Source organism: Micromonospora sp. WMMB482 (genome assembly GCF_019038635.1).
GTDB classification, from domain to species: Bacteria; Actinomycetota; Actinomycetes; order Mycobacteriales; family Micromonosporaceae; genus Micromonospora; species Micromonospora marina.
In genome coordinates this window covers 3,301,188-3,326,048 of the sequence record NZ_JAHOPD010000020.1, presented here as the reverse complement: position 1 = coordinate 3,326,048, position 24,861 = coordinate 3,301,188, and the positions used below count along the sequence as shown (strand labels likewise).

27 protein-coding genes are annotated in these 24,861 nt (G+C 72.0%); 9 read left to right on the top strand and 18 right to left on the bottom strand.

Annotation, left to right across the window (positions count from 1 at the left end; all coding sequences use genetic code 11):
- Positions 1-126 precede the first annotated feature (126 nt).
- Positions 127-813, top strand: a complete 687-nt coding sequence (locus KSK32_RS16850) for a TetR/AcrR family transcriptional regulator (protein ID WP_216932076.1) — start codon at positions 127-129, stop codon at positions 811-813.
- A 24-nt stretch (positions 814-837) separates the two neighbouring features.
- Here the strand turns inward: KSK32_RS16850 and KSK32_RS16845 are convergent, their stop codons facing one another.
- From KSK32_RS16845 to KSK32_RS16815, 7 genes are all read right to left on the bottom strand, one after another.
- Positions 838-2,418, bottom strand: coding sequence for a hypothetical protein (locus KSK32_RS16845; RefSeq protein WP_216932075.1), 1,581 nt, complete (start codon positions 2,416-2,418; stop codon positions 838-840).
- 59 nt (positions 2,419-2,477) lie between these two features.
- The gene (locus tag KSK32_RS16840; protein WP_216932074.1) at positions 2,478-3,446 is read right to left on the bottom strand and encodes an NAD(P)/FAD-dependent oxidoreductase; all 969 of its coding nucleotides are present in this window, start codon (positions 3,444-3,446) and stop codon (positions 2,478-2,480) included.
- A gap of 104 nt (positions 3,447-3,550) precedes the next feature.
- Complete coding sequence (locus tag KSK32_RS16835; RefSeq protein WP_216932073.1) at positions 3,551-4,204, bottom strand: rhomboid family intramembrane serine protease; 654 nt, start codon at positions 4,202-4,204, stop codon at positions 3,551-3,553.
- 103 nt (positions 4,205-4,307) lie between these two features.
- Entirely contained in the window at positions 4,308-4,997 is a 690-nt protein-coding gene (locus tag KSK32_RS16830) for a transglycosylase SLT domain-containing protein (protein ID WP_216932072.1), read from the bottom strand.
- A 233-nt stretch (positions 4,998-5,230) separates the two neighbouring features.
- Entirely contained in the window at positions 5,231-6,637 is a 1,407-nt protein-coding gene (locus tag KSK32_RS16825; protein WP_216932071.1) for a PhoH family protein, read from the bottom strand.
- A gap of 299 nt (positions 6,638-6,936) precedes the next feature.
- Positions 6,937-7,362, bottom strand: a complete 426-nt coding sequence (locus tag KSK32_RS16820; RefSeq protein ID WP_216932070.1) for a hypothetical protein — start codon at positions 7,360-7,362, stop codon at positions 6,937-6,939.
- Positions 7,359-7,700, bottom strand: a complete 342-nt coding sequence (locus tag KSK32_RS16815; RefSeq protein WP_216932069.1) for a hypothetical protein — start codon at positions 7,698-7,700, stop codon at positions 7,359-7,361. The genes KSK32_RS16820 and KSK32_RS16815 overlap by 4 nt, the downstream gene beginning before the upstream one ends.
- Before the next feature lie 264 nt (positions 7,701-7,964).
- Here KSK32_RS16815 and KSK32_RS16810 point away from each other — a divergent pair, with 264 nt between their 5' ends.
- The 3 genes from KSK32_RS16810 to otsB all read left to right on the top strand — a co-directional run bounded on the left by KSK32_RS16810 (position 7,965) and on the right by otsB (position 9,817).
- A complete protein-coding gene (locus KSK32_RS16810) occupies positions 7,965-8,405 on the top strand; it encodes an XRE family transcriptional regulator (RefSeq protein ID WP_216932068.1) in 441 nt (146 codons plus the stop codon).
- Between the two features lie 163 nt (positions 8,406-8,568).
- On the top strand, positions 8,569-8,922 hold the full coding sequence (locus KSK32_RS16805) for a hypothetical protein (protein ID WP_216932067.1): 354 nt from the start codon (positions 8,569-8,571) through the stop codon (positions 8,920-8,922).
- A 70-nt stretch (positions 8,923-8,992) separates the two neighbouring features.
- Positions 8,993-9,817, top strand: a complete 825-nt coding sequence (gene otsB, locus KSK32_RS16800) for a trehalose-phosphatase (protein ID WP_216932066.1) — start codon at positions 8,993-8,995, stop codon at positions 9,815-9,817.
- 21 nt (positions 9,818-9,838) lie between these two features.
- On the opposite strand, the gene KSK32_RS16795 is transcribed toward otsB, so the two are convergent.
- From KSK32_RS16795 to KSK32_RS16780, 4 genes are read right to left on the bottom strand one after another with little or no spacing between them, the layout of a single operon-like run.
- Positions 9,839-10,609: an isoprenyl transferase gene (locus KSK32_RS16795; RefSeq protein WP_216932065.1), complete on the bottom strand. Its 771-nt coding sequence runs from the start codon at positions 10,607-10,609 to the stop codon at positions 9,839-9,841.
- Positions 10,610-10,640: 31 nt separating this feature from the next.
- Complete coding sequence (locus KSK32_RS16790) at positions 10,641-11,846, bottom strand: geranylgeranyl reductase family protein (RefSeq protein ID WP_216932064.1); 1,206 nt, start codon at positions 11,844-11,846, stop codon at positions 10,641-10,643.
- A 47-nt stretch (positions 11,847-11,893) separates the two neighbouring features.
- Positions 11,894-12,745, bottom strand: coding sequence for a hypothetical protein (locus tag KSK32_RS16785; RefSeq protein ID WP_216932063.1), 852 nt, complete (start codon positions 12,743-12,745; stop codon positions 11,894-11,896).
- 40 nt (positions 12,746-12,785) lie between these two features.
- Entirely contained in the window at positions 12,786-14,627 is a 1,842-nt protein-coding gene (locus tag KSK32_RS16780) for a phosphoenolpyruvate carboxykinase (GTP) (protein ID WP_216932062.1), read from the bottom strand.
- Positions 14,628-15,120: 493 nt separating this feature from the next.
- Here KSK32_RS16780 and KSK32_RS16775 point away from each other — a divergent pair, with 493 nt between their 5' ends.
- The gene (locus tag KSK32_RS16775; protein WP_216927968.1) at positions 15,121-15,657 is read left to right on the top strand and encodes a GtrA family protein; all 537 of its coding nucleotides are present in this window, start codon (positions 15,121-15,123) and stop codon (positions 15,655-15,657) included.
- A gap of 62 nt (positions 15,658-15,719) precedes the next feature.
- The gene (locus KSK32_RS16770; protein ID WP_216932061.1) at positions 15,720-16,418 is read left to right on the top strand and encodes a GtrA family protein; all 699 of its coding nucleotides are present in this window, start codon (positions 15,720-15,722) and stop codon (positions 16,416-16,418) included.
- Positions 16,419-16,471: 53 nt separating this feature from the next.
- On the opposite strand, the gene KSK32_RS16765 is transcribed toward KSK32_RS16770, so the two are convergent.
- The gene (locus tag KSK32_RS16765) at positions 16,472-17,041 is read right to left on the bottom strand and encodes a PH domain-containing protein (RefSeq protein WP_216932060.1); all 570 of its coding nucleotides are present in this window, start codon (positions 17,039-17,041) and stop codon (positions 16,472-16,474) included.
- A 167-nt stretch (positions 17,042-17,208) separates the two neighbouring features.
- On the bottom strand, positions 17,209-18,081 hold the full coding sequence (locus KSK32_RS16760; protein WP_216932059.1) for a biotin--[acetyl-CoA-carboxylase] ligase: 873 nt from the start codon (positions 18,079-18,081) through the stop codon (positions 17,209-17,211).
- Positions 18,082-18,153: 72 nt separating this feature from the next.
- On the opposite strand from KSK32_RS16760, the gene KSK32_RS16755 reads away from it, so the two are divergent.
- Entirely contained in the window at positions 18,154-19,737 is a 1,584-nt protein-coding gene (locus KSK32_RS16755; RefSeq protein WP_216932058.1) for an acyl-CoA carboxylase subunit beta, read from the top strand.
- Between the two features lie 42 nt (positions 19,738-19,779).
- Here the strand turns inward: KSK32_RS16755 and KSK32_RS16750 are convergent, their stop codons facing one another.
- The 4 genes from KSK32_RS16750 to KSK32_RS16735 form a co-directional block, all read right to left on the bottom strand.
- A complete protein-coding gene (locus tag KSK32_RS16750) occupies positions 19,780-20,652 on the bottom strand; it encodes a hypothetical protein (RefSeq protein ID WP_216932057.1) in 873 nt (290 codons plus the stop codon).
- A complete protein-coding gene (locus KSK32_RS16745; RefSeq protein ID WP_216932056.1) occupies positions 20,645-21,145 on the bottom strand; it encodes a SigE family RNA polymerase sigma factor in 501 nt (166 codons plus the stop codon). The genes KSK32_RS16750 and KSK32_RS16745 overlap by 8 nt, the downstream gene beginning before the upstream one ends.
- A 57-nt stretch (positions 21,146-21,202) precedes the next feature.
- On the bottom strand, positions 21,203-22,186 hold the full coding sequence (locus tag KSK32_RS34565; protein ID WP_289256298.1) for a ketopantoate reductase family protein: 984 nt from the start codon (positions 22,184-22,186) through the stop codon (positions 21,203-21,205).
- Positions 22,187-22,283: 97 nt separating this feature from the next.
- Positions 22,284-23,027, bottom strand: coding sequence for a M50 family metallopeptidase (locus tag KSK32_RS16735; protein WP_216932055.1), 744 nt, complete (start codon positions 23,025-23,027; stop codon positions 22,284-22,286).
- 99 nt (positions 23,028-23,126) lie between these two features.
- On the opposite strand from KSK32_RS16735, the gene KSK32_RS16730 reads away from it, so the two are divergent.
- Together KSK32_RS16730 and KSK32_RS16725 are read left to right on the top strand one after the other, a co-directional pair.
- Positions 23,127-23,687, top strand: a complete 561-nt coding sequence (locus KSK32_RS16730; protein WP_289256297.1) for a Uma2 family endonuclease — start codon at positions 23,127-23,129, stop codon at positions 23,685-23,687.
- 128 nt (positions 23,688-23,815) lie between these two features.
- Positions 23,816-24,568 (top strand): GH25 family lysozyme, encoded by a 753-nt coding sequence (locus tag KSK32_RS16725; RefSeq protein WP_216932054.1) that lies wholly within the window; start codon positions 23,816-23,818, stop codon positions 24,566-24,568.
- Positions 24,569-24,632: 64 nt separating this feature from the next.
- Here KSK32_RS16725 and KSK32_RS16720 read toward each other — a convergent pair whose 3' ends face one another.
- Complete coding sequence (locus KSK32_RS16720; protein WP_013284045.1) at positions 24,633-24,845, bottom strand: hypothetical protein; 213 nt, start codon at positions 24,843-24,845, stop codon at positions 24,633-24,635.
- Positions 24,846-24,861 lie beyond the last annotated feature (16 nt).

Sequence of the window (24,861 nt, the reverse complement as noted above, 5' to 3'; positions counted from 1 at the left end):
CGCAGAAGCAGTAATCCGAATCGAGAGCACCGCTCTCACAACAGAGCATGACTCATGCCGGCGGGCCACGTCAAGAGCAGTGCTCTCGCTTTTGATTGCCGCTCTCGCCCGTGGCAGAGTGGGGGCATGGTCGCTCCCTCGCTCCGCGCCCGGGTCCGCGCCGGGATTATCGAAGAGATCAAGACCGTCGCCCGCCGCCACCTGGACACCGACGGCGCGAACCTGTCCCTGCGCGCGGTGGCTCGGGATCTCGGCATGGTGTCCTCGGCGATCTACCGCTACTTCCCCAGCCGCGACGACCTGCTCACCGCGCTGATCCTGGAGGCGTACGACGCGCTCGGCGACGCGGTGGAGGCGGCCGACGCCGCCGCCGACCAGGCCGACCTGCGCGGACGCTGGCTCGCCGCCTGCCGGGCCGCCCGCACCTGGGCGCTGGCCCACCCCGCCGAGTACGCGCTGCTCTACGGCAGCCCGGTGCCCGGGTACGCGGCCCCGGACGACACCGTCGCACCGGCCCAGCGCCCCCCGGTGACCCTGGTCGGCATCCTGCGTGACGGGCTGGCCACCGGCCGGCTCGCCCCGCCCGGCGAGGACCTGCCCGAGCCGCTGCGCGGCGACGTGGCCGAACTGGTCGAGCTGCTCGGCATGGACGTGCCGCCCGCGCTGCTGGCCCGCGGCATGGCCGGCTGGACCCAGCTGTTCGGGCTGATCAGCTTCGAGCTGTTCGGCCGGATCAACCGGGCGCTGCCGCACCGCGACGAGTACTTCGACCACCAGATCGGCCTGATGGCGGACCTGGTCGGCCTGCCCTGACGGCGGCCCGCCGGTCGGGCCGCGCTACAAGCGGTCCACAGCGACCGACGGCGGGTACGGCGGCTCGACAGGTGGGCGCCACGGCTCGATCAGCCGGGCCGCGCGCCACCCGAGAAGCAGCCCCGGCACCGTACCGAGCACGGCGAGCGTGACGGCGGTCGAGGCGTACACCGGGCGGCCGTGGAGCCAGCTCGCCAGCGTGACGCCGGCCAGTGTCAGCGTGAGCACGGCAGCCGCCACCACCTCGGCGAACCACCCGCCGGGCACCTCCCGCGAGCGGCGCGGGATCAGCGCGAGCAGGGTGCTGCCCAGCAACAGCACCGCGCTGCCCAGGACCAGCACCGGCAGGATGAGGTCGTCGGTGAACCAGACGCCGAGCAGGAACATCGCGGCGACGGCCAGGATCGCGGTCTGGAGGATCGCCTCCGGCGAGCCACGGCCGGACGCTCGCCCGGCTCGCACCCCGGAGACGGCAAGGACCAGAACGCTCAACGCCACGGCCAGCAGCATCGCCCGGAGCGGATCGTTGTGCCGGTCGGCGGGCGAGATGACGCCCAGCGGCGGCGGCTCGGCACCCCACCGGCCGCCGGCGAACCCGATCCGCCGCCAACCGCCGTCGGCGTCGCGTACGGCGAAGCCGTCCCGGCCGTTCGCGACCAGGACCACATGCTGTCCGCCTGCGACGTCGAGCACTGTCAGATCCTGACCGGCGACCCGTTCGCCGTTCGGCCCGGACTCCGGGTAGCGCGCCCGCAGCAGCTCCCGCTGCTCGTCGGTGACCTGCCAGGACAGTCGCCAGGTGCGCCCCCCGTCGTCACTCTCCTCCACCCGGATCGCGCCCGGTCGCAGCCGGTAGCAGCGCTGCGGGGACGCGGTCGAGCAGACCCGGTCGCCGATCCGGGCCGTCCGTTCCGGGCGACGGTACAGGGCCGCCTCCTCGGCCTCGGCCGCGGCGCGCCACCTCGTACCGGCGTCGTCACTGATCCGCCACAGCCAGGGATCGCCGTCGGCGGCGCCGGCCGGGGTGTCCGTGGCGCCGGCTGCCAGCCGACCGCCGACCACAGTGGTGGTCACCGCGTCGGGATACCCGACCGGACCGGTGGCCGCCACCGCGAGCGTCGCGGCCGGCAGCAGCACGAGCAGCCGTACCGCGCGTACGGCACGGCGTCCCACCGGATCGCGCCGGGCCCGGCCCCGGACCCAGGCGGCCAGGACGAGCGCCGGCAGGGTGAGCAGGTCGGTGAGGTCGGCACGGATCAGTGACGGCCCGCTCACCGCGCTCCACAGGTCGGAGGCGACAGCCGCGGCGTACCCGCTGCTCTTGACCAGCGTGAAACCGAGGCCGACCGAGCCCAGCGCGACCCCGGCGGCGGCCCGGGCGGGAAGCCGCGGGGCCACGAGCGTCACGAGCACGGCGACCAGCGGCGGCGCGAGCACCAGGCCGGCGACGTCGCTCAGCTTGCCGGTCACCGGACCGGGACGGGCGTCCTTGAGCAGGTGATCGTTGAGCACGAGCACGACGAGCGCGAGCACTGTCACCGGATGGCCCAGCCAGGCCAACGCGACGCGGGCGCCGTCGGGCGGGGGCGGCTCGGCACGCGTCATCGGTCCATGGTGGGCCGCGGGTGATCTCGCCGGGGTCACGCGGCGGTGAGGATCGGGCGTCAGGTGCCGTCGGAGGAATGGCCGGGGAACAGGTGCGCGGTCGGGTCGATGACGACAGCCGCGTTGTTGACGGCGGTGGCGGCCTCGCCGAAGCCGGTGGCGATCAGGCGGACCTTGCCCGGGTACTCGGTGATGTCACCGGCCGCGAACACCCGGGGCAGGTTGGTGGCCATCGCGCTGTCCACCACGATGTGCCGCCGGTCGAGGTTCAGCCCCCACTCGCCGAGCGGGCCGAGGTCGGCGGTGAAGCCGAGCGCGGCGACGACGGTGTCCACCGGCAGCGTCTCCACCTCGCCGCCGCGTACGGTCAGCTCGGCGCCGGTGACCGTCTCCTCGCCGTAGAGCCGGCTCACCTCGGCGTTCACCACGATCCGCACCGGCAGTGCGCGGACCCGCTCGATGGTGGCCGCGTGCGCCCGGAAGCGGTCCCGCCGGTGCACCAGCGTCACCGACCGGGCCAGCGGCGCGAGCGTGGCCGCCCAGTCGAACGCCGAGTCGCCGCCGCCGACGATGAGCACGTGCCGGTCGGTCAGCTCGGCCGGCTGCGGCACGAAATAGACGATCCCGCCGCCGGTGAAGCTCTCCGCGACCGGCAGCGGCCGGGGCGTGAAGCTGCCGAGACCGCCGGTCACCACCACCGCACCGCAGCTGAGCTGCTCACCGCCGGCCAGGCCGAGCACCGGCCGGCCGTCGAGGTAGGACAGCTTCTCGGCGCGTACGCCGAGCCGGTAGTCGGGGTGGAACGGCGCCGCCTGGGCGACCAGGTTGGTGACCAGCTCGCGGCCCTTGATGGCGGGAAAGCCGGCGACGTCGAGGATCAGCTTCTCCGGGTACATCGCGGTGACCTGACCGCCCGGCTCGGGCAGCGCGTCGATCACCGACACGGAGAGTCCACGGAAACCGGCGTAGTAGGCGGCGAAGAGCCCGGCGGGACCGGCCCCGATCACGGCGACATCGACCTCGCGCATGGCGTACCGTCACTTTCCGCTCGGATCGCCCCGTGCTGATGCGGAAACGGTAGGCGGGCGGGTGACCGCGGGCAAGCACGTCCCGCGGTTCGATCAACGCGCCGTCAGGGCAGCGTCATCCTCGGTGAGCCGAGGTGGCCCGTGTCCCCGGTGTCGTTGCGGCGGCGGAACAGGATCGCCGCGACCACGCCGCCGAGCAGCCCGAACAGGTGGCCCTGCCAGGAGATGCGCTCGTCGGTCGGCAGGATGCCGAGCAGTTGCCAGCCGTAGAGCAACCCGACCAGCAGGCCCACGGCGAAGTTCCACCAGCTCCGCTCCACCACGCCCCGGGTGAGCAGGATGCCGAGGTAGCCGAAGATCACGCCGCTGGCGCCGACCACCACCGAGTCGGATGAGCCGGTGAACCAGACGCCGAGGCCGCTGACCAGGATGATGACCGCGGTGGACCAGAGGAACCGGCGGGTGCCCGCGGCGAGCACGAACGTGCCGAGCAGGATCAGCGGGATGCTGTTGCTGTAGAGGTGGTTCCAGCCGGCGTGCAGGAACGGCGAGAAGAAGACGCCGTCGAGGCCCTGGATCCGCTGCGGGATGATGCCGGCGGTGTAGTCCAGGCCGAGCCGCAGGCCGACGTCGAGCGCCTCGATGAGGAACAGCACCGGCACGACCGCGCACATGGCGACGAAGGCCCGGCCGAGCGCCGCGTAGAACGCGTCGGTGCCGAACCGGTGGGGGTCGCCACTAGGGCCGTACCAGGTCACCTACCAAGAGCTATCAGCAAATGCGGCGGGCCGCCACTCGGGCGCGGGTACGACGACGGCGGGACACGCGGGTCCGTCCGCGTGTCCCGCCGTCGTGGTGGTGTCAGTACCAGCCCGAACTCTGCGACTTCTGCCAGGCGCCGCAGGGGGTGTCGTACCGCCCCTCGATGTAACCGAGACCCCACTTGATCTGGGTTGCCGGGTTGGTCCGCCAGTCGTCGGCCACGGAGCCCATCTTGCTGCCCGGAAGGGCCTGCGGGATCCCGTAGGCCCCGGACGAGCGGTTCTCCGCCTTCGGGTTCCAGCCGCTCTCCTTGGACCAGAGCTTGTCCAGACAGGGGAACTGGTCGATGCCGAAGCCCTCGTCGAGCATGATGGCGCAACCGATCTTCCGGTTGCCGCTGTACTCCGCGCACGAGGACGGGATCGGGCCGTCGTACGGCTTGACCTTCGCCTCGGCCTCGGCTGCCTCCTTCTCCCGCTCCTTCTTGCGGGTGGCGGCGGCCGCCTCGGCCCGCTTGGCCCGCTCGGCGGCCTCCTTCGCCGCCGCGGCGGCGCGCAGCTTCGCCTGGTACTCGGCGGCACGCTGCCGGGACGAGTCCACGCGGTGGTCGGACAGCCGGTCGCGCTGGTACGCGTACTCCGCCTGGTCGACCTCCAGGCCGACCTGTGCGGTCAGGCCCTGCTGCTGGGTCTGTCGATCCTCACCCAGATAGAAGCCGCCGGCGACGCCCACGGAGAGCAGCGCGACAGCGGCCGTACGGGCGCCGAACCGGCTCCACAGCCGACTCACGAAGTGTCCCTTCGTCGGGGGCAGGGTCACGGCACGCGCATGGCCGGGTCGGGTCACGCCGGGTGCCGTGAGCGCACCGGTACCGGTGTGACTCCGGGCCGTGTCCGGCTCCCGGGTGGTAGGTGACGCTCGATGGACACCATTGCGCACAGTGAGGCCGGTGGGAAATGGCCGGGCACAAAAGTGATCTGCGTCACCCTAAAAATGCGGACAAAGTAGGGTGAAAGCGGCGGTCAGCCGGATGTGTCCTCCAGCAGATCGGTGACCATGGCGGCGATCGGAGAACGCTCCGATCGGCTGAGCGTGACGTGCGCGAAGAGGGGATGCCCCTTCAACGCCTCGATCACCGCCGTCACCCCGTCGTGCCGGCCGACCCGCAGATTGTCCCGCTGGGCCACGTCGTGGGTGAGCACCACCCGCGACCCCTGGCCGATGCGCGACAGCACGGTGAGCAGTACGCCCCGCTCCAGCGACTGCGCCTCGTCCACGATGACGAACGCGTCGTGCAGGCTGCGGCCACGGATGTGGGTCAGCGGCAGCACCTCCAGCAGCCCGCGCGAGGTGACCTCCTCCAGCACGTTCTCGTGCACCACCGCGCCGAGCGTGTCGAAGACGGCCTGCGCCCAGGGCGACATCTTCTCCGACTCCGATCCGGGCAGGTAGCCGAGTTCCTGGCCGCCGACCGCGTACAGGGGACGGAACACGATCACCTTCTTGTGCCGGCGCCGCTCCATCACCGCCTCCAGGCCGGCGCAGAGTGCCAGCGCGGACTTGCCGGTGCCGGCCCGCCCGCCGAGCGACACGATGCCGATGGACTCGTCCAGCAGCAGGTCGAGCGCGACCCGCTGCTCCGCCGAGCGCCCGTGCACGCCGAACGCCTCCCGGTCGCCCCGGACCAGCCGGATCGTCTTGTCCGGTTGCACCCGGCCCAGCGCCGAGCCCCGCCCGGAGTGCAGCACCAGGCCGGTGTGGCAGGGCATACCCGCCGCGGCGTCGACGTCGAGCGTCTCGCCCGCGTACAGCCGCCCGATCTCCTCCTCGGCCAGGTCCAGCTCGGCCATCCCGGTCCAGGTCGGGTCGCTGGCCTGGCCGTGCCGGTACTCGTCGGCGCGAAGGCCCACCGAGGCCGCCTTCACCCGCAGCGGCATGTCCTTGCTGACGAGCGTGACCTCGCGCCCCTCGGCGGCCAGGTTGAGCGCCACGGACAGGATGCGGGCGTCGTTGGACTCGTTGCGGAAGCCGGGCGGCAGCACGCCGTCGTCGGTGTGGTTCAGCTCCACCCGCAGCGTGCCGCCCTGGTCGTTGGCGGGCACCGGGCGGTCGAGCCGGCCGTGGCGTACCCGCAACTCGTCCAGCATGCGCAGCGACTGGCGGGCGAACCAACCCAGCTCGGGGTGGTGCCGCTTGCCCTCCAGTTCGGAGATGACCACCAGCGGCAGCACCACCTCGTGCTCGGCGAAGCGGTGGAACGCCGCCGGGTCGGACAGCAGTACCGAGGTGTCCAGGACGAAGGCCGGTCCGGCTGGTCGGGGCTCCTCGGCCTCCGCGGCGGCGCCGCGGCGGCTGCGGGTGGTCCGGCGGGTCGGGGCGGTCGAAGCCGGGGTCTGCTCGGCTCCGGCGGGGGTACGGCGAGTGGTCACAGGCCTGCTCCGCGGATGGGCACCCGGCCACCCGAGTTCCGCCTCTTCCGGTGCCCGGAGGACACGGGGTCGGATGCGGGCCCCGTGCGCGAGGACGCAGGTCCGGGCTGTCCGGCTGGCCCGGGAAAACCCCGCGCCATGCCTAGACGCTAATCGCACCGGGGCCGCGGGGCTAGAGGTGCGCGTGGATCATCGATCGGTCTTCGCCGGGCGTACACCCGTTCGAGTGACCGGCGGACCGGAACCGGCCGGGATGCATGCCCCCTGCGCGCACCCCGGCCGGTCGTCGGCGGCGGGCCTCAGCCCTGCCGGCGCACCAGCGTGCCGGCCCTCGGTCCGGCGCCGGCGGCGCCGAACGACGATCCGGTGTACGTGGTGCCCACCCGGCCGACGGCGCCGAGCCGGCCGGTGGCGGTGACGCGGACGGCCGGGGCCGAGCCGGGCCGGGCGGCGACCGCCGCGGGTACGGAGGTGCCGGCGAAGGGCACGGCGGAGCGCCCGGCCGAGGTCACCACCGTCGGGCCGGGACCGGACAGCGCGGAGGCGATGGCCGCCTGGGCGTCGCGCCGGCGGCGGTTCCAGGCGCCCCGGTCGCCGTCGAAGTAGCCCTGGCGGTAGCCGAACCGGTAGCCGATGCGGTAGCTGAGCTGACCGTGCAGGCGGCCGGCCGCGTAGCAGGTGGAGCCGAGCAGGAGGACGAGCACCACGGCGAGAAAGGGGGTCATCGCTCGTCCGTCCCGGATAGTGGGTCGACCACCAGCAGCCGTTCCAAATCGTCGGTGCTGACCTCCTCGACCAGCTCGACGCTGATCCGACATCCGTCGAGGATCACCTCGGCCACCGACGCCCGGCGGATCTCCCCGCCGGAGTCGTAGACCCGCACGCTCAGCTCGGGGCAGCCGAGGTGGGTCCGCCAGGCGTCCCACTCCCCCCGGTCGCCGACGCTGAGCGAGAGGTACCGGCACCCGCGGGCGAGATAGAGACGCCAGGGGGCGCTCAGCCCGGCGGACACCCCGTCCGCGATCAGCCCGAAGGCCTGGGCGCGGGTCGCGAGCTCGGTCACGAGACCCCCTCGGCACCCGCGGAGTGACGCATGTGAGCACTCGTCGTCTCAAGCACGTGACACACCGTAAGTTGTCTCATGAGCGTGACAGTATCAGCTTTTCAGGCCTTTGCCGCCGTACTGGCGTCCATCTATTCTGCCCTTGTGACACCCCTCAGGAGCAGCACTGGATCGTTTACCGGAAATCCCGGACCACCGTCACGTCAGCGTGACAGCAGCGTGCCGAGCCAGCCTCTCGGGACCGACTGGCCGTACCGTCACGGGGTGACCGAGACGACCAACGCACGGAAGATCGCGTTCGCCACCTTCGTCCGGCGCGCGCTCGACGACGCCCGCGCGCTGCGGGCCTGGAGCGGCACCGAGGTCTCCCGGCGCACCGGCGTCTCCCGGCAGACCATCAACCGCTGGGTACGCGGCGACTGGGCCAGCGACCCGGAGGCCGAGCGGGTGGTCGCCTTCTGCGAAGGGCTGGGGATCGAACCGGCCACCGCGTTCACCGCCCTCGGCTGGGACCGGGCCACCGGGCCGCGGACCGCGCCGACCCCGCCCCCGATGGACCCGGACGTGGAGGCGCTGCTGCGCCGGCTGGTCGACCCGAACGTGTCCGACGCGGAGAAGTTCCACATTCGAGAAACCATTCGTTACCTCGCATACCGCCCGACTCTGCCGGGCGGTGCCCGAAATAGGGGCAAACAGGCGGGCTAGTTCCTCAGATGGCGAAAGAACGGAAGGTCGGACCCGATCGTTTCGCCGCGGGGACGGAACGGACCCGCTAGCGTCCACGTTTGTACTGCTAGGGGCTCGTCATCGGCGGGGGGACGGGACACAGCCGAACCCAGCCCTGCGGGACAGAAGGAGGGGTCTGTCCATGACCCTGAAATGGTTGGCAGTCGTGGTCGCGGTGGTGTCGCTGACATCGTGCGTGACCGGCAACGTGGTGGTCGGCGTACTGGACGGCGGGCAGCTTCCCCTGGTCGTCAACCTCATCGCGCTCACCACAGCCGGCACCGCGGTGATCCTCGCCGTCGTCGCCGAGCTGCACGATCGGCTCAACGACCGGGTCAGCGCGCTCACCGAGTTCCTGGTGGCGCGACTCAACGAGATCGAGGCGCACACCGGCGACCGCAACACCGGCTTCGTGGAGGGCTATCTGCTCAGCCACGGCCAGGACGCGGCAGTGGTGCCGTTCGGTCGCCGGGGACGAGGAGCCGCCGAACGCTGACTCCCCACGTCGTTCCGACGTCACATCTCGGCCACGAATACGCCGCCCGGCGCGGGGTACGCTGACGCGCGTGCCGCCGTTGAATCTGGGCAACCAGCAGCCGAAGACCCCGTTGAACGCGGAGCACGCCTGGCGTGCGACCGCCGCCCGCGCGGGTGACGTCGTCCTCTTCTTCGACTTCGACGGCACACTGGCGCCCGTCGACGACGACCCCACGGCCGTACGGCCCGCGCCCAACGTGCTCACCGCGCTGGAGGCGCTCGCTCCGCACGTCCGCCGGATCGCCATCGTCTCGGCCCGCCCGGTGGACTTCCTCCGCGACCACCTCGGCGGCCTCGCCGGCATCGACCTGTACGGCCTCTACGGCCTGGAGCACAGCCACTGCGGCGGCGAGACGGTCACCGAGCCGGCCGCCCTGCCGTGGGTGCCGACCATGTCCGAGCTGGCCGAGCAGGCCCGCGCCGAGCTGCCGGCGGGCGCGCTCGTCGAGTTCAAGCGGCTCTCCGTCGCGCTGCACTGGCGTACCGCCCCGCAGCTCGGCGACCTCGTGCAGGAGTGGGGCCGGGCCCAGGCCGAGCGGCTGGGCCTGCGCGCCCAGCCGGGCCGGATGGTGCTGGAACTCAAGCCCCCGGTCGACCGGGACAAGGGCATGGTGATCGGCGAGACGGTCCGGGACGCCGGTGGCGCCTGGTACTTCGGTGACGACGTCTCCGACATCAAGGCGTTCGCCGCGCTGCGCGCCCGCGCCGCCGCCGATCCCGACTTCCTCGGCGTCTGCGTCGCCGTCGCCAACCCGGAGACCGGTCACGAGGTGGCCGACGCGGCCGACCTGACCCTGGACTCCCCGGCGGCCCTGGCCGACTTCCTCACCGCCGCCCTGCCCCACCTCCGCTGACGGCGGCGGGGGCGAGGTGGGTCAGGTGCCGAAGCGACGCTGGCGGGTGGCGTAGGAGCGCAGGGCCCGCAGGAAGTCGACCTTGCGGAAGTCGGGCCAGTTCAGCTCGCAGAAGTAGAACTCCGAGTGCGCGCTCTGCCACAGCATGAAGCCGGAGAGCCGCTGCTCGCCACTGGTCCGGATGATCAGATCCGGGTCCGGCAGCCCCTTCGTGTACAGGTGCTCGGAGATGTGGTCGACGTCGATCGACGTGGCCAGCTCCTCGATCGTGCCGCCGTTCGCCGCGTGCTCCAGCAGCAGCGAGCGGACCGCGTCGGCGATCTCGCGCCGCCCGCCGTACCCGACCGCGATGTTGACCTGAGCCCCGCCGTCGCGGTCGCGGGTGCGTTCCTCGGCGGCCTTGAGCGCGGCGGCGTGCTGCGCCGGCAGCACGTCGAGCGCGCCGACCATCCGTAGCCGCCAGGGGTTGCCCTCCTCGGCCAGCTCGGTGGTGAGGTCCTCGATGATCTGGAGCAGCGGATCCAGTTCGGCGGCCGGGCGGGAGAGGTTGTCGGTGGAGAGCAGCCAGAGGGTGACGTGCCCGACGCCGGCCACGTCGCACCACCGGAGCAGCTCCTTGATCCGCTCGGCGCCCATCCGGTGGCCGTCGTTCGGGTCGACGAAGCCCATCTCCCGGGCCCATCTGCGGTTGCCGTCGCACATCACGCCGACGTGTGCGGGTACGGGCTTGCCCGCGAGCTTCGCCGTCAGCCGGCGCTCGTACACGGAGTAGAGGAGTTTCCGCAGAGTCATCACCTTGCAGGGTAGCGACCCGCGGGAGAGATCAGTGTCTCGGTGGCATATCACCTGACGGCGAGACGGCCCGGCGCGGTCGCGGCAGGTCCGCCCCGATCGCGATCAGGGTGCGCGCGTCCAGCCGGCCGTCGCCGAGTCCCAGCTCCACCACCGTGCGGTAGACGCGCTCGTCCCGCCGGGCCGCGCCGACCACCGCGTCGACCACCCGGCGCCGCCGGGCCAGCCACGCCGCGACCGAGCTGTGCCGCAGGTGGGTGCCGAGCCGGGCGCGCAGCGCGGCGGCGTACGCCCGGGCGGCCCCGGCGGGAGAGCCGGCCGCCGCCGCGCCGGCGAGCGCCCCCGAGCGCAGCGCGTAGAAGATGCCCTCGCCGGTGAACGGGTTGATCAGCGACAGCGCGTCCCCGGCCAGCAGCACCCTCCCCCGGCCGGGCGCCGGCCGGTGGGTGGACAGCGGCAGGTGGTGCGCCCGCAGGCCGGTCACCGTGGCCGGGTCGACGCCGGGGAGCAGCGCGGCCATCCGGTCCAGCAGGTGCGCGCGGGTCAGCGGCTCGCCGCGCAGCACCTCCCCGTACCCGACGTTCGCGCTACCGTCGCCGATCGGAAAGGCCCAGGCGTACGCGGGCCAGCGCGCCGCCGAGGTGACGATCAGCTGTTCGGGCGGCCCGGCCGGCGCGGGCGCGTAGCCCCGGATCGCGAGGGCCAGGTGCCGGTCCGGGTTGACCGGGTGGCCGAGCGCGCGCCGTACCACCGATCCGGCGCCGTCCGCGCCGACCACCGCCCGTGCGGACAGTTCGCCGTCGAGCACCACCCGGTCGGCGGCGATGTCCACCCGCCGTACCGTGTGCCGCCGCAACTCCGCGCCCGCGGCCACCGCCGCCGCGACCAGGCGTGCGTCGAACACCTGGCGGGGCACCGTGTACGCGGGCCGGGGCAGCGTCCGGGCGACGGTGCCGCCACCGGGGGCGACGAGGCGCAGCGCGGGCAGTGGCGGGTAGCCGTCGACCGCCCCGGTCACGCCCAGCTCGGCGAGGACGTCAAGCGCGTGCGCGGCGATGCCGTCTCCGCACGCCTTGTCGCGGGGGAACTCGGACCGGTCGAGCAGCAGCACCCGCGCGGCCCCGGCACGCCGCGCACCGATCGCCGCCGCGGCTCCGGCCGGCCCCGCCCCCACCACCACGACCTCCCACACCCCCTCATCCTGCCCCGCCGCACCCCGCCCCGGGGCGTCGATCATGAGGTTGACGGCAGTGAGGGAGATCGAATTCGCCGCCAACCTCATGATCAACGAGGTGGGGTGCGGGTGGCGCGGCTCAGGGAGTAGACGGTGAGGGCGGCGGCCGTCACCAGGGGGGCGCCGTCGCGGATCAGGCCGTCGGTGCCCAGCAGCCACAGGCACAGCGGCAGGTCGATCGCCAGGGCGCCGAGCGTGACGGCCACCAGGGCCTTCCGCGCCCAGGCCTTGTCGCGCAACAGGAAGGCGGTGCAGAACAACACGGCGTAGCTGACCGCGATGCCCGCGCCGAACCAGAAGACCACTGCCGGTACGGCGGCCAGCCGCCCGTCCAGCACGGCACCCGTCGCGACGAGTGCCGGCACCAGCATCAGCGGGCTGTAGGTGAACGCCGCGACCCGGGCGGTGAGCAGCCAGCCGTTCGCCTGCGGGCGCTTCGGCGTCATCTCCCGCCAGGCGATCGTTCCGCCCTCGACGACCAGGCCCTTGCGGTGCCGGACCAGGTGCGCGCGGATCGCCTCGGAGCGGTAGAGCAGCACCACCACGGCGACGCAGAGCGCGGTGAGGACGGCGAACCCGATCAGGCCGGGCAGCGCGGGCACCCCCTGCCGGGGCACGATCAGCCGCCCGACCGCGAAGATCGTGGTCACGGCCAGAATCAGCCCGAATGGCCGGGCGCCCACCCGGCCCTTGTTGACCTGCCCGATCAGCAGCAGGAAGCCGAGGGACCGGAGCATCGCCCAGCCGGTGCGTACGGCCAGACCGAACTCCTGCTCCGGGGCGTACCAGTAGTTGAGCAGCTCGACCACGACGGTGGCCGCCGCGGTCACGGCGAGCAGTGTGGTGAGCGCCCGGACGGCGGACGGCCGCCGGACCTCGACAGGTTCAGCGGCCGTCCTCATGGCATCCGATGTTGCCCGGCGGGGGCAACAGGCACACCTGTTACTTCTGCGGCTCCGCGTCCAGCCGGGCGCGCAGCGCGTCCAGCTCGGCCCAGAGCACGCCGGGGAGCTTGTCCCCGAACTTCTCGAACCACTCGGTGACCAGCGGCAGCTCGTTGCGCCACTCGTCCGCGTCGACCTTCAGCGCGATCCGGACGTCCTCGGGGGTCATGTCCAGACCCTCGACGTCGAGCGCGTCCTGCGCCGGGACCATGCCGATCGGCGTCTCCACGGCCTCGGCCCGGCCCTCCAGCCGCTCGATGACCCACTTGAGCACGCGGGAGTTCTCGCCGAAGCCCGGCCAGAGGAAGTTGCCCTCGGCGTCCTTGCGGAACCAGTTCACGTAGTAGATCTTGGGCAGCTTGGACTCGTCGCCGTCCGTGCCCTTGCCCATCTCGATCCAGTGCCGGAAGTAGTCGCCGGCGTGGTAACCGATGAACGGCAGCATGGCCATCGGGTCGCGGCGGACGACACCGACCGCGCCGGAGGCGGCGGCGGTCGTCTCCGAGGAGAGGGTGGCGCCCATGTAGACGCCGTGCACCCAGTCGCGGGCCTCGGTGACCAGCGGGATGGTGTCCCGCCGGCGGCCACCGAACAGAATCGCGTCGATCGGCACGCCGTTCGGGTCGTAGTAGTCGTCGGCCAGGATCGGGCACTGCGTGATCGGGGTGCAGAACCGGCTGTTCGCGTGCGAGGAGAGGCTCTCGCTCTCCGGCGTCCAGTCGTTGCCCTTCCAGTCGACCAGGTGCGCCGGCGGCTCACCCATGCCCTCCCACCAGATGTCGCCGTCGTCGGTGAGCGCCACGTTGGTGAAGACGGAGTTGCCCCGGTCCAGCGTCCGCATGGCGTTGGCGTTCGTCTTCCAGTCGGTGCCGGGAGCGACGCCGAACAGGCCGTACTCGGGGTTGATCGCGTAGAGCCGGCCGTCCGCGCCGAACCGCATCCAGGCGATGTCGTCGCCGATGGTCTCGACCTTCCAGCCCGGGATGGTCGGCTCCAGCATGGCGAGGTTGGTCTTGCCGCAGGCCGACGGGAAGGCGCCGGCGATGTGGTAGACCTTGCCCTCCGGCGAGGTGATCTTGAGGATCAGCATGTGCTCGGCCAGCCAGCCCTCGTCGCGCCCCATCACGCTGGCGATACGCAGCGAGTAGCACTTCTTGCCGAGCAGCGAGTTGCCGCCGTAGCCGGAGCCGTACGACCAGATCTCCCGGGTCTCCGGGAAGTGCGAGATGTACTTGGTCTCGTTGCACGGCCACGCCACGTCCTGCTGGCCCGGCGCGAGCGGGGCGCCGATGGAGTGCAGCGCGTGCACGAAGTCGGCGTCGTCGCCCATCGCCGAAAGGATCGCCGACCCCATCCGGGTCATGATCCGCATCGAGGCGACGACGTACGGGCTGTCGGTGATCTCCACGCCGAACATGGGGTTCTCGGCCTCGACCGGGCCCATGCAGAACGGGATGACGTACATGGTGCGCCCGCGCATGCTGCCGCGGTACAGCTCCGTCATCGTCCGCTTCATCTCGGCCGGCGCCATCCAGTTGTTGGTGGGGCCGGCGTCCGCCTCGTCGACGGAGCAGATGAAGGTGCGCTCCTCCACCCGGGCGACGTCCGTGGGGTCGGTACGCGCGTAGAACGAGTTGGGCTTCTTCTCGGGATTCAGGCGGATCAGGGTGCCGCTTTCGACGAGTTCGTCGGTGAGGCGGCGCCACTCCTCATCAGACCCGTCCACCCAGACCACGCGGTCCGGGGTGGTCAGTTCCGCGACCTCACGGACCCAGGCGAGCAGCTTGGGGTGGGACGTCGGGGCCTGATCGATACCCCGAACAGCAGCCGGAGCAACCATGTCACTTCTCCTTGTGGTCGACGCTGACCGATCTATGGGGTGCACGAGTTCCGGCGGGCTGGTACGCCGCCTCGTGGAAACCTGGGATTGGGCTCAGCGTAAACCGGACTGCCCCGCCAGTCAGTGGGACTGGTTGTGAAGAACTGCACAAGGTACGGCCACGCTGCGGCATCACGATCTGATACCCGCTTTCGCGCGCAGTTTCACGCAAATCCTGCGGTGAACCTTCGACGGCCGGGTCCGGCACCGGAGTGACCGCGACGCCGGATCGCGGGGAAGCGTACGAACATGTCACGAAAGACGATTCCGTGATGCGCTCCACAGATTCGCACAGCGCGTTACGCTCTGCTCACGGACATCGAGAACGGGCCACGCCCTCGGCGACCCCCGCGGGCCCGAGCGCGACGGCCGCGGCGAAGCCGTCGTGGCCGACTCGCCGTTGCAGTCCGCCCGGTCACCGCGCAACCGGTACTCTCGGCGGGTGGCCGCGACGATGACCGGAGACCAGCCGGGCGCTCCGCAGACCCGCCGAGGTCCGATCGGAGCACTGCTCGACCGTTTCGGTCACCTGATCCATGAGCTGAGCAAATTCGCCACCGTCGGCGGCTTCGCCTTCGTCGTGGACTTCATCCTCTTCAACTACCTGTCCAGTGGCCGGGACATGGCCCCGCTGGCCGCGAAGACCATCTCCACGGTGATCGCCGCGACCGTCGCCTTCCTCGGCAACCGGTTCTGGACCTGGCGGCACCGGCAGCGGTCGCACCCGGCCCGCGAGTACGCGCTGTTCTTCTTCTTCAACGCGGTCGGCCTCGGCATCGCGGTGGCCTGCCTGGCGATCAGCCACTACGGGCTGGGCGCGATCTGGCCCGCGGTGTTCCAGACCCCCCTGGCCGACAACATCGCCAGCTTCGTCGTCGGCACCGGCCTGGGCACCCTCTTCCGGTTCTGGTCGTACCGACGGTTCGTCTTCGTCGAGGCGGGAACACCTCCCGTTCCCGCAACGAGCCACGACCGAGAGTCCGGGGCGTGACGAACCGCCCATCCCGACCCGCCGGGCCCAGCCGGCCCAGCCAACTGCCTAAGGTGTTCCGCATGCCTGGAGTCCGTCTGCTGCCCGAGCGCTGGCAGAAGTTCATCCACGAGGCGCTCAAATTCGGCATCGTCGGCGGCATCAACACCGTCATCAATTACGCGGTGTTCAATGCTCTTGCACTCACGGTTTTCCGTGACGGCCAACTGAAGGCGACAGTGATCGCGACCATCGTCGCCACGATCACGTCGTATCTGATGAATCGCCACTGGACGTACCGCGATCGACCGAAATCGGCACTGCGGCGCGAGTACGTCCTGTTCTTCCTCTTCAACGGCGCGGGCCTGGTCATCGAACTCGGCGTCCTGGCCCTGGCCAAGTACGGCCTCGGCGTACACGGCCTGCTCGCGCTGAACCTCGCCAAGACCATCGGTGTCGTGCTGGCCACGCTCTTCCGCTTCTGGTCCTACCGGACGTTCGTCTTCCAGCCGGTCCCCAAGCACGCCGAGGAGACCTGGCACTCGGTGCCGCGTGACGAGTGGGACAACGTCGCCGAGATGGACCCGGTGGCCGAGCTGGCCGAATCGGTCAGCGAGCTGGAGGAGGACCAACCGCGTCCGGGCGCCGGCCGGGCGGCCGACTTCCCGCCACCGCGGGGCCACCGCCCCGCACCGGCGGACGCCGGACTCGGCGGCGCGCTCGGCACCGACCTGGACGCCGAACTCGCCGCGGAACTCCAGCCCCGCCGCGCCCGCCGCTGAACGACGAGGGGCCGGCACCCCCGTCAGGGGTGCCGGCCTTCTCCGTCGGCGGGTCAGGGCTGGTCGCGCAGGGACTTGCCCTCGGACATGTCGGCCAGGATCTCGCGCATCTCGCCGTCGCCCAGGCTGTGCTTGTCGTGGTGCGCCTCGACCAGCTCGTAGAGCTTCGTCTGCACCTTGTCCACGCCCGGCACGTCGTGCAGCACCGACTGGCCGCGCTCACCCGCCGACTCGATGGTCAGCGTGCCGCAGCCGAGCAGCCGCTCCACGAAACGCTGGTGCATGGCGTGGTCGTTGATCCGGGTCAGCGGCAGATCCCGCCGGTTGCGCGACAGCACACCCTGCTGGAGCAGCACCCGCTCGTTGGTGAACAGGTAGTGCGTGGTGCGCCAGACCAGGACCGGCCGCAGACCCAGCCACAACACCAGCACCAGACCGGCCACCGCGATCGCGTAGAGCGCGATCGTGCCGCCGCTGCCGTCGGGCAGCAGGAGCCACCCGGCGACGACCGCCGCGACGGCGAGCACGAGCACCAGGACCGGCCGGATCAGGGCCTTCCAGTGCGGGTGCAGGTGCAACACGACGTGCTCGTCCTCGGTGAGCACGTCTTCGGGGAACGCCACGGCGGAACCTCCTCGCAGAACCGGACGCGCTGACCGTAACCGGTCTCCGCGTCCGACCGGCATCGGCCGCGCGGGCGGCTGCACGTGGTTCGCGCGGGCGGCTGCCCGTGGCTTGGTTAACAGGGGGCCCTTCCTCTACCGGAGGCGTTAAGAAGGGGCCCTTCCTTTCACCGCAGGTGCAGCACGTCGCCTGCCGCGAGCCGCAACGTCTCGGCGTCCGTCTCGACCAGGAGCTGCCCGTCGGGGTCCACGCCGGTGGCTGTGCCGTACGCCTCCCGGCCGTCGGGCAGCAGCACCCGCACCCGGCGGCCGATGGTGGCGCACCCAGCCAGGTACGCCGCGCGCAGCCCGCTGGCCTCCGCGTCACCACCGGCGTCACGCCAGCGCTCGTACCAGTCGGCGAGCGAGCGCAGCAGCGCCCGCAGCAGCGGATCCCGGTCGGTGGCGGTGGCGCCGGCGAGCTGGAGCGAGGTGGCTGGCAGCCCGTTCGGGTTCTCCGGCAGCTCGTCGGCGCGCAGCGTCACGTTCAGCCCGACACCGACCACGATCGCGGGCGGCCGGTCGTTCTCCCCCGGCACCGCCTCGGCCAGCACCCCGGCGCACTTCGCGCCGTCCACCAGCATGTCGTTGGGCCACTTCAGCCGCGCGTCCAGCTCGGCCAGCAGGCGTACCGCCTCGACCAGCGCGACACCGGCGAGCAGCGGCAGCCAGCCGAACCCGGTGGCGGGCACCGGCGACCAGCCACGCTCCGCGACCGCCTCGCCGGGCCGCAGCAGCACGCTCGTCGCGAGACCCGCGCGCGGCGGCGACTGCCAGACGCGGCCCCGCCGGCCACGGCCCGCGGTCTGCCGCTCGGCGACCACCACCAGGCCCTCCGGTTCGCCGGCCCGCGCCGCGGCCACCGCGTCCGCGTTCGTCGAGCCGGTCTCGGCCAGCAGCTCCAACCGGCGCCAGGGCCCGTGCGGCGCGACGAGCGCGCGCCGCAGCCGGGCCGCCGACAGCGGCGGTCGGTCCAGATCGGTGTACGGCGAGCCGGGCATCCCGCCAGCCTACGGTCCGAGTGAGGCGCACTGCACAGCCTCTTCGACCTGAACCATCGTTATATTCCCCTGGTGACTACCGAGACCGGGTTCAACATCCACACGACCGCCGGCAAGCTGGCGGACCTGGAGCGACGGCTCGACGAGGCGGTGCACGCCGGGTCGGCACGCGCGGTCGAGAAGCAGCACGCGCGGGGCAAGAAGACCGCCCGCGAGCGGATCGAGATGCTCCTCGACGAGGGCTCGTTCGTCGAGCTGGACGAGTTCGCCCGGCACCGCTCGACCAACTTCGGGCTGGAGAAGACCCGCCCGTACGGCGACGGCGTGCTGACCGGCTACGGCACCGTGGACGGCCGGCAGGTCTGCGTCTTCGCGCAGGACTTCACCGTCTTCGGCGGCTCACTCGGCGAGGTCTTCGGCGAGAAGATCGTCAAGCTGATGGACCTGGCCATGAAGACCGGCTGCCCGGTCGTCGGCATCAACGACTCCGGCGGCGCGCGGATCCAGGAGGGCGTGGCGTCCCTCGGCCTCTACGGCGAGATCTTCTTCCGCAACGTCCGGGCCAGCGGCGTCATCCCGCAGATCTCGCTCATCATGGGCCCGTGCGCGGGCGGGGCCGTCTACTCCCCGGCGGTCACCGACTTCACCGTCATGGTCGACCAGACCTCGCACATGTTCATCACCGGCCCCGACGTGATCAAGACGGTCACCGGCGAGGACGTGGGCATGGAGGAGCTGGGCGGCGCCCGGACCCACAACGCCCGCAGCGGCAACGCACACTACCTCGGCACCGACGAGGAGGACGCGATCGAGTACGTCAAGGCGCTGCTGTCGTACCTGCCGTCGAACAACCTGGACGAGCCGCCGGTCTTCGACGCCCCCGCGATCCTCGACATCACGGACTCCGACCGGGAACTGGACACGCTGATCCCGGACTCGGCCAACCAGCCGTACGACATGCACCGGGTCATCGAGCACGTGCTCGACGACGGCGAGTTCCTCGAGGTGCAGCCGCTGTACGCGCAGAACATGGTGGTCGGCTTCGGCCGCGTGGAGGGGCGCCCGGTGGGCGTGGTGGCGAACCAGCCGATGCAGTTCGCCGGCACGCTCGACATCGCCGCGTCGGAGAAGGCGGCCCGGTTCGTGCGCACCTGCGACGCGTTCAACGTCCCGGTGCTCACCTTCGTGGACGTGCCCGGCTTCCTGCCCGGCACCGGCCAGGAGTGGGACGGCATCATCCGGCGCGGCGCGAAGCTCATCTACGCGTACGCCGAGGCCACCGTCCCGAAGGTCACAGTCATCACCCGCAAGGCGTACGGCGGCGCGTACGACGTGATGGGCTCCAAGCACCTCGGCGCGGACCTGAACTTCGCCTGGCCGACCGCGCAGATCGCGGTGATGGGCGCGCAGGGCGCGGTGAACATCCTCTACCGCTCGGAGCTGGCGAACGCCGAGGACCCGGCCGCCGTCCGCGCCGAGAAGATCGCCGAGTACGAGGACACGCTCGCCAACCCGTACATCGCCGCGGAGCGCGGCTACGTCGACGGGGTGATCCCGCCGCACGAGACGCGTACCCAGATCGTGCGGGCGCTGCGGGTGCTGCGCACCAAGCGCGAGACGCTGCCGCCGAAGAAGCACGGCAACATCCCGCTGTGACGCGCCGGGTGCCCCCGCCGGTTCGGCGGCGGGGGCACCGGCTCAGCAACTTGGGTTCGCGGCCACGCACAATCGCTCGGCCGCGACGCGGGCCAGATCCCGCAGTGCCACCTCGTCGCCGCCCGGTCCGGTGCGCAGCACCGTGACGAGGTCCCCGACCCGCACCACCGCCTGGTCGCTCGGCGGGCTCGCGGCGCCGAGCGGCGCTCCGGTGTCCAGCCGCCGGACCTTCCCGACGGTGTGCCGCACGAGCACCGACTCGTCTCCCGCGAAGCCGCTGTCGACCGTCTGCCAGGAGTGAACGACCTCCGCCTGGATCCGCTTGCCCTTCCACTCCACCGGGCCGGCGGATCGCCACGCGCGGCAGGGCGCCAGCAGCGCGGGCAGTTCGTCGAACAGCCGCTCGCCGTCCTGCGCCGCGAGCCGGTAGACGTCCTGAAGTGCCACCGCCTGCCGTTCCGACGGGTCGGTGGTGCCCGGCCGCTGCCGCAGGAGGGTCACCGACCGCGAGTAGCGGGACTTCACCCACTCCGTCCGCAGGCCCTGATCCTGCCGGCAGAAATCCAGCATCTGGTCCAGCCGGATCTCCTCCTCCAGGCCGGCGTCGTTCCACGGGGTGATGCCGGCCGGCCGCAGGTCGACCGGTTGCAGCAGCACCTCGGCGGGCACGTCGGTGGCACTCCAGGGGGTCGCCGACGGGGTGGCGGCGACCGGTGCCGGCGCTGGTGAGGCGGCATGGCCGGACGCCACGAACGCGGCCCCGGAGGTGAGCGCGAGCACCGCCACCGCCGCGGCGGCCACCGTGCGGCGGCTGCGACGCCGGGCACGTGCCCGCAGCTCGGCCGGTGCCGCCCAGCGGACGTTGCGCAGGTCCCGCTGCATCGAGTCGATGAATGCCAGGTCGTCGTCACGCATCGGCGGGCTCCTCCAGATCCACGACCGTGAGCAGTTCGGCCAGGGCGGCTCGGCCCCGGGACAGCCGCGCCTTCACCGTGCCGACCGGCGCGTCGGTCTCCCGGGCGACCTCGGCGACCGGCATGCCGAGCAGGTAGTACAGCGCGAGAGCGACGCGTTGCTCTTCGGGCAGCCGCCGCAGCGCGGTCACCACCTCTACCGTGTCGGTGCTCGGAGCCGGCATGCTCTCCTCGGCGCCGTGGCGCAGGTAGGCGCGCGCCCGGCTGCGCAGGCTGCGCCAGCGGCTCACCGCGATCCGGCTCGCCACCACCCGTATCCACGCCTCCGGGTCGTCGTACCCGCGCACTGTGGACCACCGCTGCCAGGCCCGGATGTACGCCTCCTGCACGGCGTCCTGCGCCTCGGCGAGGTCGCCGGTGAGCACGTAGACGAAGCCGAGCAGCCGCTGCCGGCTGCCCCGGTAGAACTCGTCGAAACTGTCGCTGTCGGGCACCTGCCACCTCCCCGTTCGTGAGGGGACACGCCTGGCGGCGCGGTGCGGGTTGCCCGCTCAGCCGACCAGTTTCTCCAGTTCGCCGAGCGGGAAGCCGCCGGCCGGGATCCGGTCGCGGACCGCCCGGCGTACCGCGGTCTGCACCGCCGCGTTGGCCGGGGTGGGCACGCCGTGCAGGCGCCCGAGCAATACGATCTCGCCGTTGAGGTGGTCGGTCTCGACCGAGCCCGCGCCACGGGCCAGGCTCTGCCAGGTGGAGCCACCGGAGCGCTCCGTGCCGCCCACCGGCCGGTGCGACACCCGGTCACCGCGTTCGGCGGCCTCCTCCTCGACAGTGGTGTGGGCGATGCCGGCCGCGGCGAGCGCCGCCTCGCCCTCGGCGCGTACCCGCTTCGACAGCGACTCGGGGACGTCCCGGCCGAGCAGCGCCTGGAGGCCGTTGCCGAGGTTGGCGAGCAACTTGCCGTACTTCCAGCGCATCACGTCGTCGCGCACCGGCGCGACGAACCCGGCGGTGGTCAGGTCCGCGGCGACCGCCCGGCTGGTGTCGTCGGCGCCGCTCGGGTAGCGGCCGATGTGCAGCATGCCCGGATGCGGGTGGCCGTTGGCGACCACCACGCCCGGCTCCAGGTGGGTGGCGGGCAGCCACACGCACACCGGGTGTACGCGGGCGAAGCGCCGCAGCGCGGCCGGTTCGTTGGCCACGCCGTTCTGGGCCAGCACGACCGGCAGCCGTTCGCCCGCCGTGCCGCCGCCCTCGACCGGGGCGTCCGCCCAGGTGTCGAGCGCCGCCACGGTGTCCTGCGACTTCACGGTGAGGACCAGCGCGGTGTCCGCAGGCAGCGGCGGCCCCTCCGGCCCGGCCACCGCCGGGAGCCGGCCGGCCACGTCACGGTCCGGCGTGCGCAGCGTCAGACCCCGCTCCCGTAGCGCGTCCAGATGCGCGCCGCGGGCCACGAGCGTCACGTCGTGGCCGGCGTCGGCCAGGAGTACGCCGATGGTGCCGCCGACCGCGCCCGCTCCGATGATCACGTATCGCACGGATCCGATTCTGCCCTGCCGGGAGGCGGCCCGCTCCGCGACCCGGTGCGGCTCGGCTGCGGGCGCCTCTGCGCGGCTCGCTGCCGGGCGGCGGTGGTCAGGCGGTGAGGCCCACGTCGGCCAGGATCGGGCCTGCCAGCAGCAGCGCGCCGGCGGCCAGCGCGCCGAGGCAGATCACCAGGAACAGGCCCACCCAGAACAGCGCCGGGAACGGCGTGATCCGGGCGAGCTGGTCGGCGTCGGACTGCGGCATCCGGCCCCGGGCGCGCTGCCGGTGCAGCTCGAACACCGGCCGTACGCCGCCGAGCAGCAGGAACCAGACCGACGTCCAGGCGAACGCGGCCTGCACCTCGGGCGAGGTGTACCAGGAGACGGCGAGCACCACGCCGCCGGTGACCAGCAGCGACAGCACGCCGAACAGGTTGCGGATCAGCACCAGCATGGCCAGCAGCAGTGCCACCGCGAGCCAGAGCAGCAGCGTGATCCGGTTCCCGGCCAGCAGCCACGCACCGCCCAGGCCGAGCAGCGACGGCGCGACGTACCCGGCGAGCAGCGTGAGGATCATGCCGGGCCCGGTGGGACGGCCGGCGGAGAGCGTCAGGCCGGAGGTGTCCGAGTGCAGCCGGATGCCGTGCAGCCGCCGGCCGGTGAGCAGCGCGACGAGCGCGTGGCCGCCCTCGTGCGCGATGGTGACCGCGTTCCGGGCGATCCGCCACGGCAGCCGGGTGGCGACCACGGCGAGCGCGACCACGGCGGTGAGCACCACCAGCAGCGGCGGCGGGTCCGGCTGGGCGCTCATGAGCGTGTCCCAGAGCGTGGTGAGACCGTCGATCAGGGGCATGGGCGGGGAGCCTACCGGCCCGAGCCGTGTCGCTCGACCGGCCGAGTCTCATAGAGTGTGGGACTGATCGGACGAGGCGCCGGAGCGGAGGTGAGGTCGGTGAGCGCAGCTCCCTTGGAGCCCTACAGCTCGCACGTCGGTCCGTGGATCGAGGCCGACTACCTCGCGCTGGGCGACAGCCACGACCGCATCGAACTGCTCGACGGGAGCCTGATCGTGCGCCCTGCCCCGAGCCGACGGCACCAGCGGGTGGCGCGACGACTGGCGAACTCCGTGGAGCTGGCGGCCGAGCCGTCCGGCCTGTTCGTCTACGAAGCCATCAACGTGCGGCTGGGCGTGGACCGAATCGTGATCCCGGACCTCGTCGTCACGGACGCCGACGACGACGGCGTGATCCTCGACGCCGATCGCGTGGCGCTTGTCGGCGAGATCGTCTCGCCCGGCAACGCCGCTGCCGACCGGCTGGTCAAGATGCAGCTCTACGCGATCGCCCGAATCCCGTGGTACCTGCTCGTCGAGCAGGACGGCGACAGCCACTCGCTGCGGCTGCACCGGCTCGACGGCGGGCACTACGTCGAGGATGCCGTCGCCAAGGCCGGTGAAACGCTCAGTGTCACCGAGCCGTTCCGCTGGGCGATCGACCCGGGCGCGCTCCGCTGATCAGTAATCGCCACGCCACCTGGGCGAACGACGACAGTCGATGAAAATTTCCTCTCCTCCTGTTGCGATCTAGGGCACTTAGCTCCAAAGATAGGCGTCAATAGATGGACGTCCCTCTGGAGGCAACCATGGCCCGTACCAGACTCTCCGTACGCCGGCTTCTCGCTGCCGGCCTGGCCGCCGCCGCCACCGCGGCCGCGGCCCTCGTGGCGACCGCCGGACCGGCCGCCGCCGCGACCACGCCGGGGATCGACGTCTCCCGGTACCAGGGCAGCATCAACTGGACCAGCGTGCGCAACTCCGGCATCCAGTTCGCGTTCATCAAGGCGACCGAGGGTACGAGCTACAAGGACCCGAACTTCAACGCGAACTACGTCAACGCCTACAACGCCGGAGTGATCCGCGGGGCGTACCACTTCGCCCGGCCGAACATCTCCGCCGGCTCCACCCAGGCCAACTACCTGGCCAGCAACGGTGGCGCCTGGTCGGCGGACAGCCGTACGCTTCCGGCCGCGCTGGACCTTGAGGCCAACCCGTACAGCGGCGGCTACTGCTACGGCCTGAGCACCACCGGCATGCGCAACTGGGTGCAGAGCTTCCTGAACACCTACCGCTCCCGCACCGGCCGGTACGCGGTCATCTACACCACGACGAGCTGGTGGAACCAGTGCACGGGCAACTGGTCCGGCCCGTGGGCCAACCACCCGCTGTGGCTCGCCCGCTGGGCCAGCTCGCCCGGCACGCTGCCGGCCGGCGCACCGTTCTGGAGCTTCTGGCAGTACACCGACTCGGGTGCCGTCTCCGGGATCAGCGGCAACGTCGACCGCAACTACTGGAACGGTGACCGCAGCCGGCTGATCGCCCTGGCCAACAACACCTGACGTACGCACGACACAAGTGGGACCGCCTCCTCACGGGGCGGTCCCACTGTCGTCGTACCCGAGGTCAGGCTCTGCGGCGCGCGGTGGCCGGGACGGGCACCGGCGTCCGGCGCATCAGACGCCACGCCGCCACGCCGGCGACCGTGAGCGTCAGCACGCCGAGGACCGCGACCGGCGCGGACAGGCCGGCGCTGATCAGGAGCAGTACGACGTCTCCGAGCGCCACGAGCATCCACAGTGCCAGCCGCGGGCCGGTGTACCTCCGCCGGTAACCCATGTCGCGCCTCCTTCCG

Excerpts from the sequence above, each read along its gene's own strand:
- KSK32_RS16850 (WP_216932076.1), top strand. The coding sequence starts at position 127 with ATGGTCGCTCCCTCGCTCCGCGCCCGGGTCCGCGCCGGGATTATCGAA.
- KSK32_RS16845 (WP_216932075.1), bottom strand. The coding sequence starts at position 2,418 with ATGACGCGTGCCGAGCCGCCCCCGCCCGACGGCGCCCGCGTCGCGTTG.
- KSK32_RS16840 (WP_216932074.1), bottom strand. The coding sequence starts at position 3,446 with ATGCGCGAGGTCGATGTCGCCGTGATCGGGGCCGGTCCCGCCGGGCTC.
- KSK32_RS16820 (WP_216932070.1), bottom strand. The coding sequence starts at position 7,362 with ATGACCCCCTTTCTCGCCGTGGTGCTCGTCCTCCTGCTCGGCTCCACC.
- KSK32_RS16805 (WP_216932067.1), top strand. The coding sequence starts at position 8,569 with ATGACCCTGAAATGGTTGGCAGTCGTGGTCGCGGTGGTGTCGCTGACA.
- KSK32_RS16795 (WP_216932065.1), bottom strand. The coding sequence starts at position 10,609 with ATGACTCTGCGGAAACTCCTCTACTCCGTGTACGAGCGCCGGCTGACG.
- KSK32_RS16790 (WP_216932064.1), bottom strand. The coding sequence starts at position 11,846 with ATGATCGACGCCCCGGGGCGGGGTGCGGCGGGGCAGGATGAGGGGGTG.
- KSK32_RS16785 (WP_216932063.1), bottom strand. The coding sequence starts at position 12,745 with ATGAGGACGGCCGCTGAACCTGTCGAGGTCCGGCGGCCGTCCGCCGTC.
- KSK32_RS16780 (WP_216932062.1), bottom strand. The coding sequence starts at position 14,627 with ATGGTTGCTCCGGCTGCTGTTCGGGGTATCGATCAGGCCCCGACGTCC.
- KSK32_RS16775 (WP_216927968.1), top strand. The coding sequence starts at position 15,121 with ATGACCGGAGACCAGCCGGGCGCTCCGCAGACCCGCCGAGGTCCGATC.
- KSK32_RS16770 (WP_216932061.1), top strand. The coding sequence starts at position 15,720 with ATGCCTGGAGTCCGTCTGCTGCCCGAGCGCTGGCAGAAGTTCATCCAC.
- KSK32_RS16760 (WP_216932059.1), bottom strand. The coding sequence starts at position 18,081 with ATGCCCGGCTCGCCGTACACCGATCTGGACCGACCGCCGCTGTCGGCG.
- KSK32_RS16750 (WP_216932057.1), bottom strand. The coding sequence starts at position 20,652 with ATGCGTGACGACGACCTGGCATTCATCGACTCGATGCAGCGGGACCTG.
- KSK32_RS16735 (WP_216932055.1), bottom strand. The coding sequence starts at position 23,027 with ATGCCCCTGATCGACGGTCTCACCACGCTCTGGGACACGCTCATGAGC.
- KSK32_RS16725 (WP_216932054.1), top strand. The coding sequence starts at position 23,816 with ATGGCCCGTACCAGACTCTCCGTACGCCGGCTTCTCGCTGCCGGCCTG.
- KSK32_RS16720 (WP_013284045.1), bottom strand. The coding sequence starts at position 24,845 with ATGGGTTACCGGCGGAGGTACACCGGCCCGCGGCTGGCACTGTGGATG.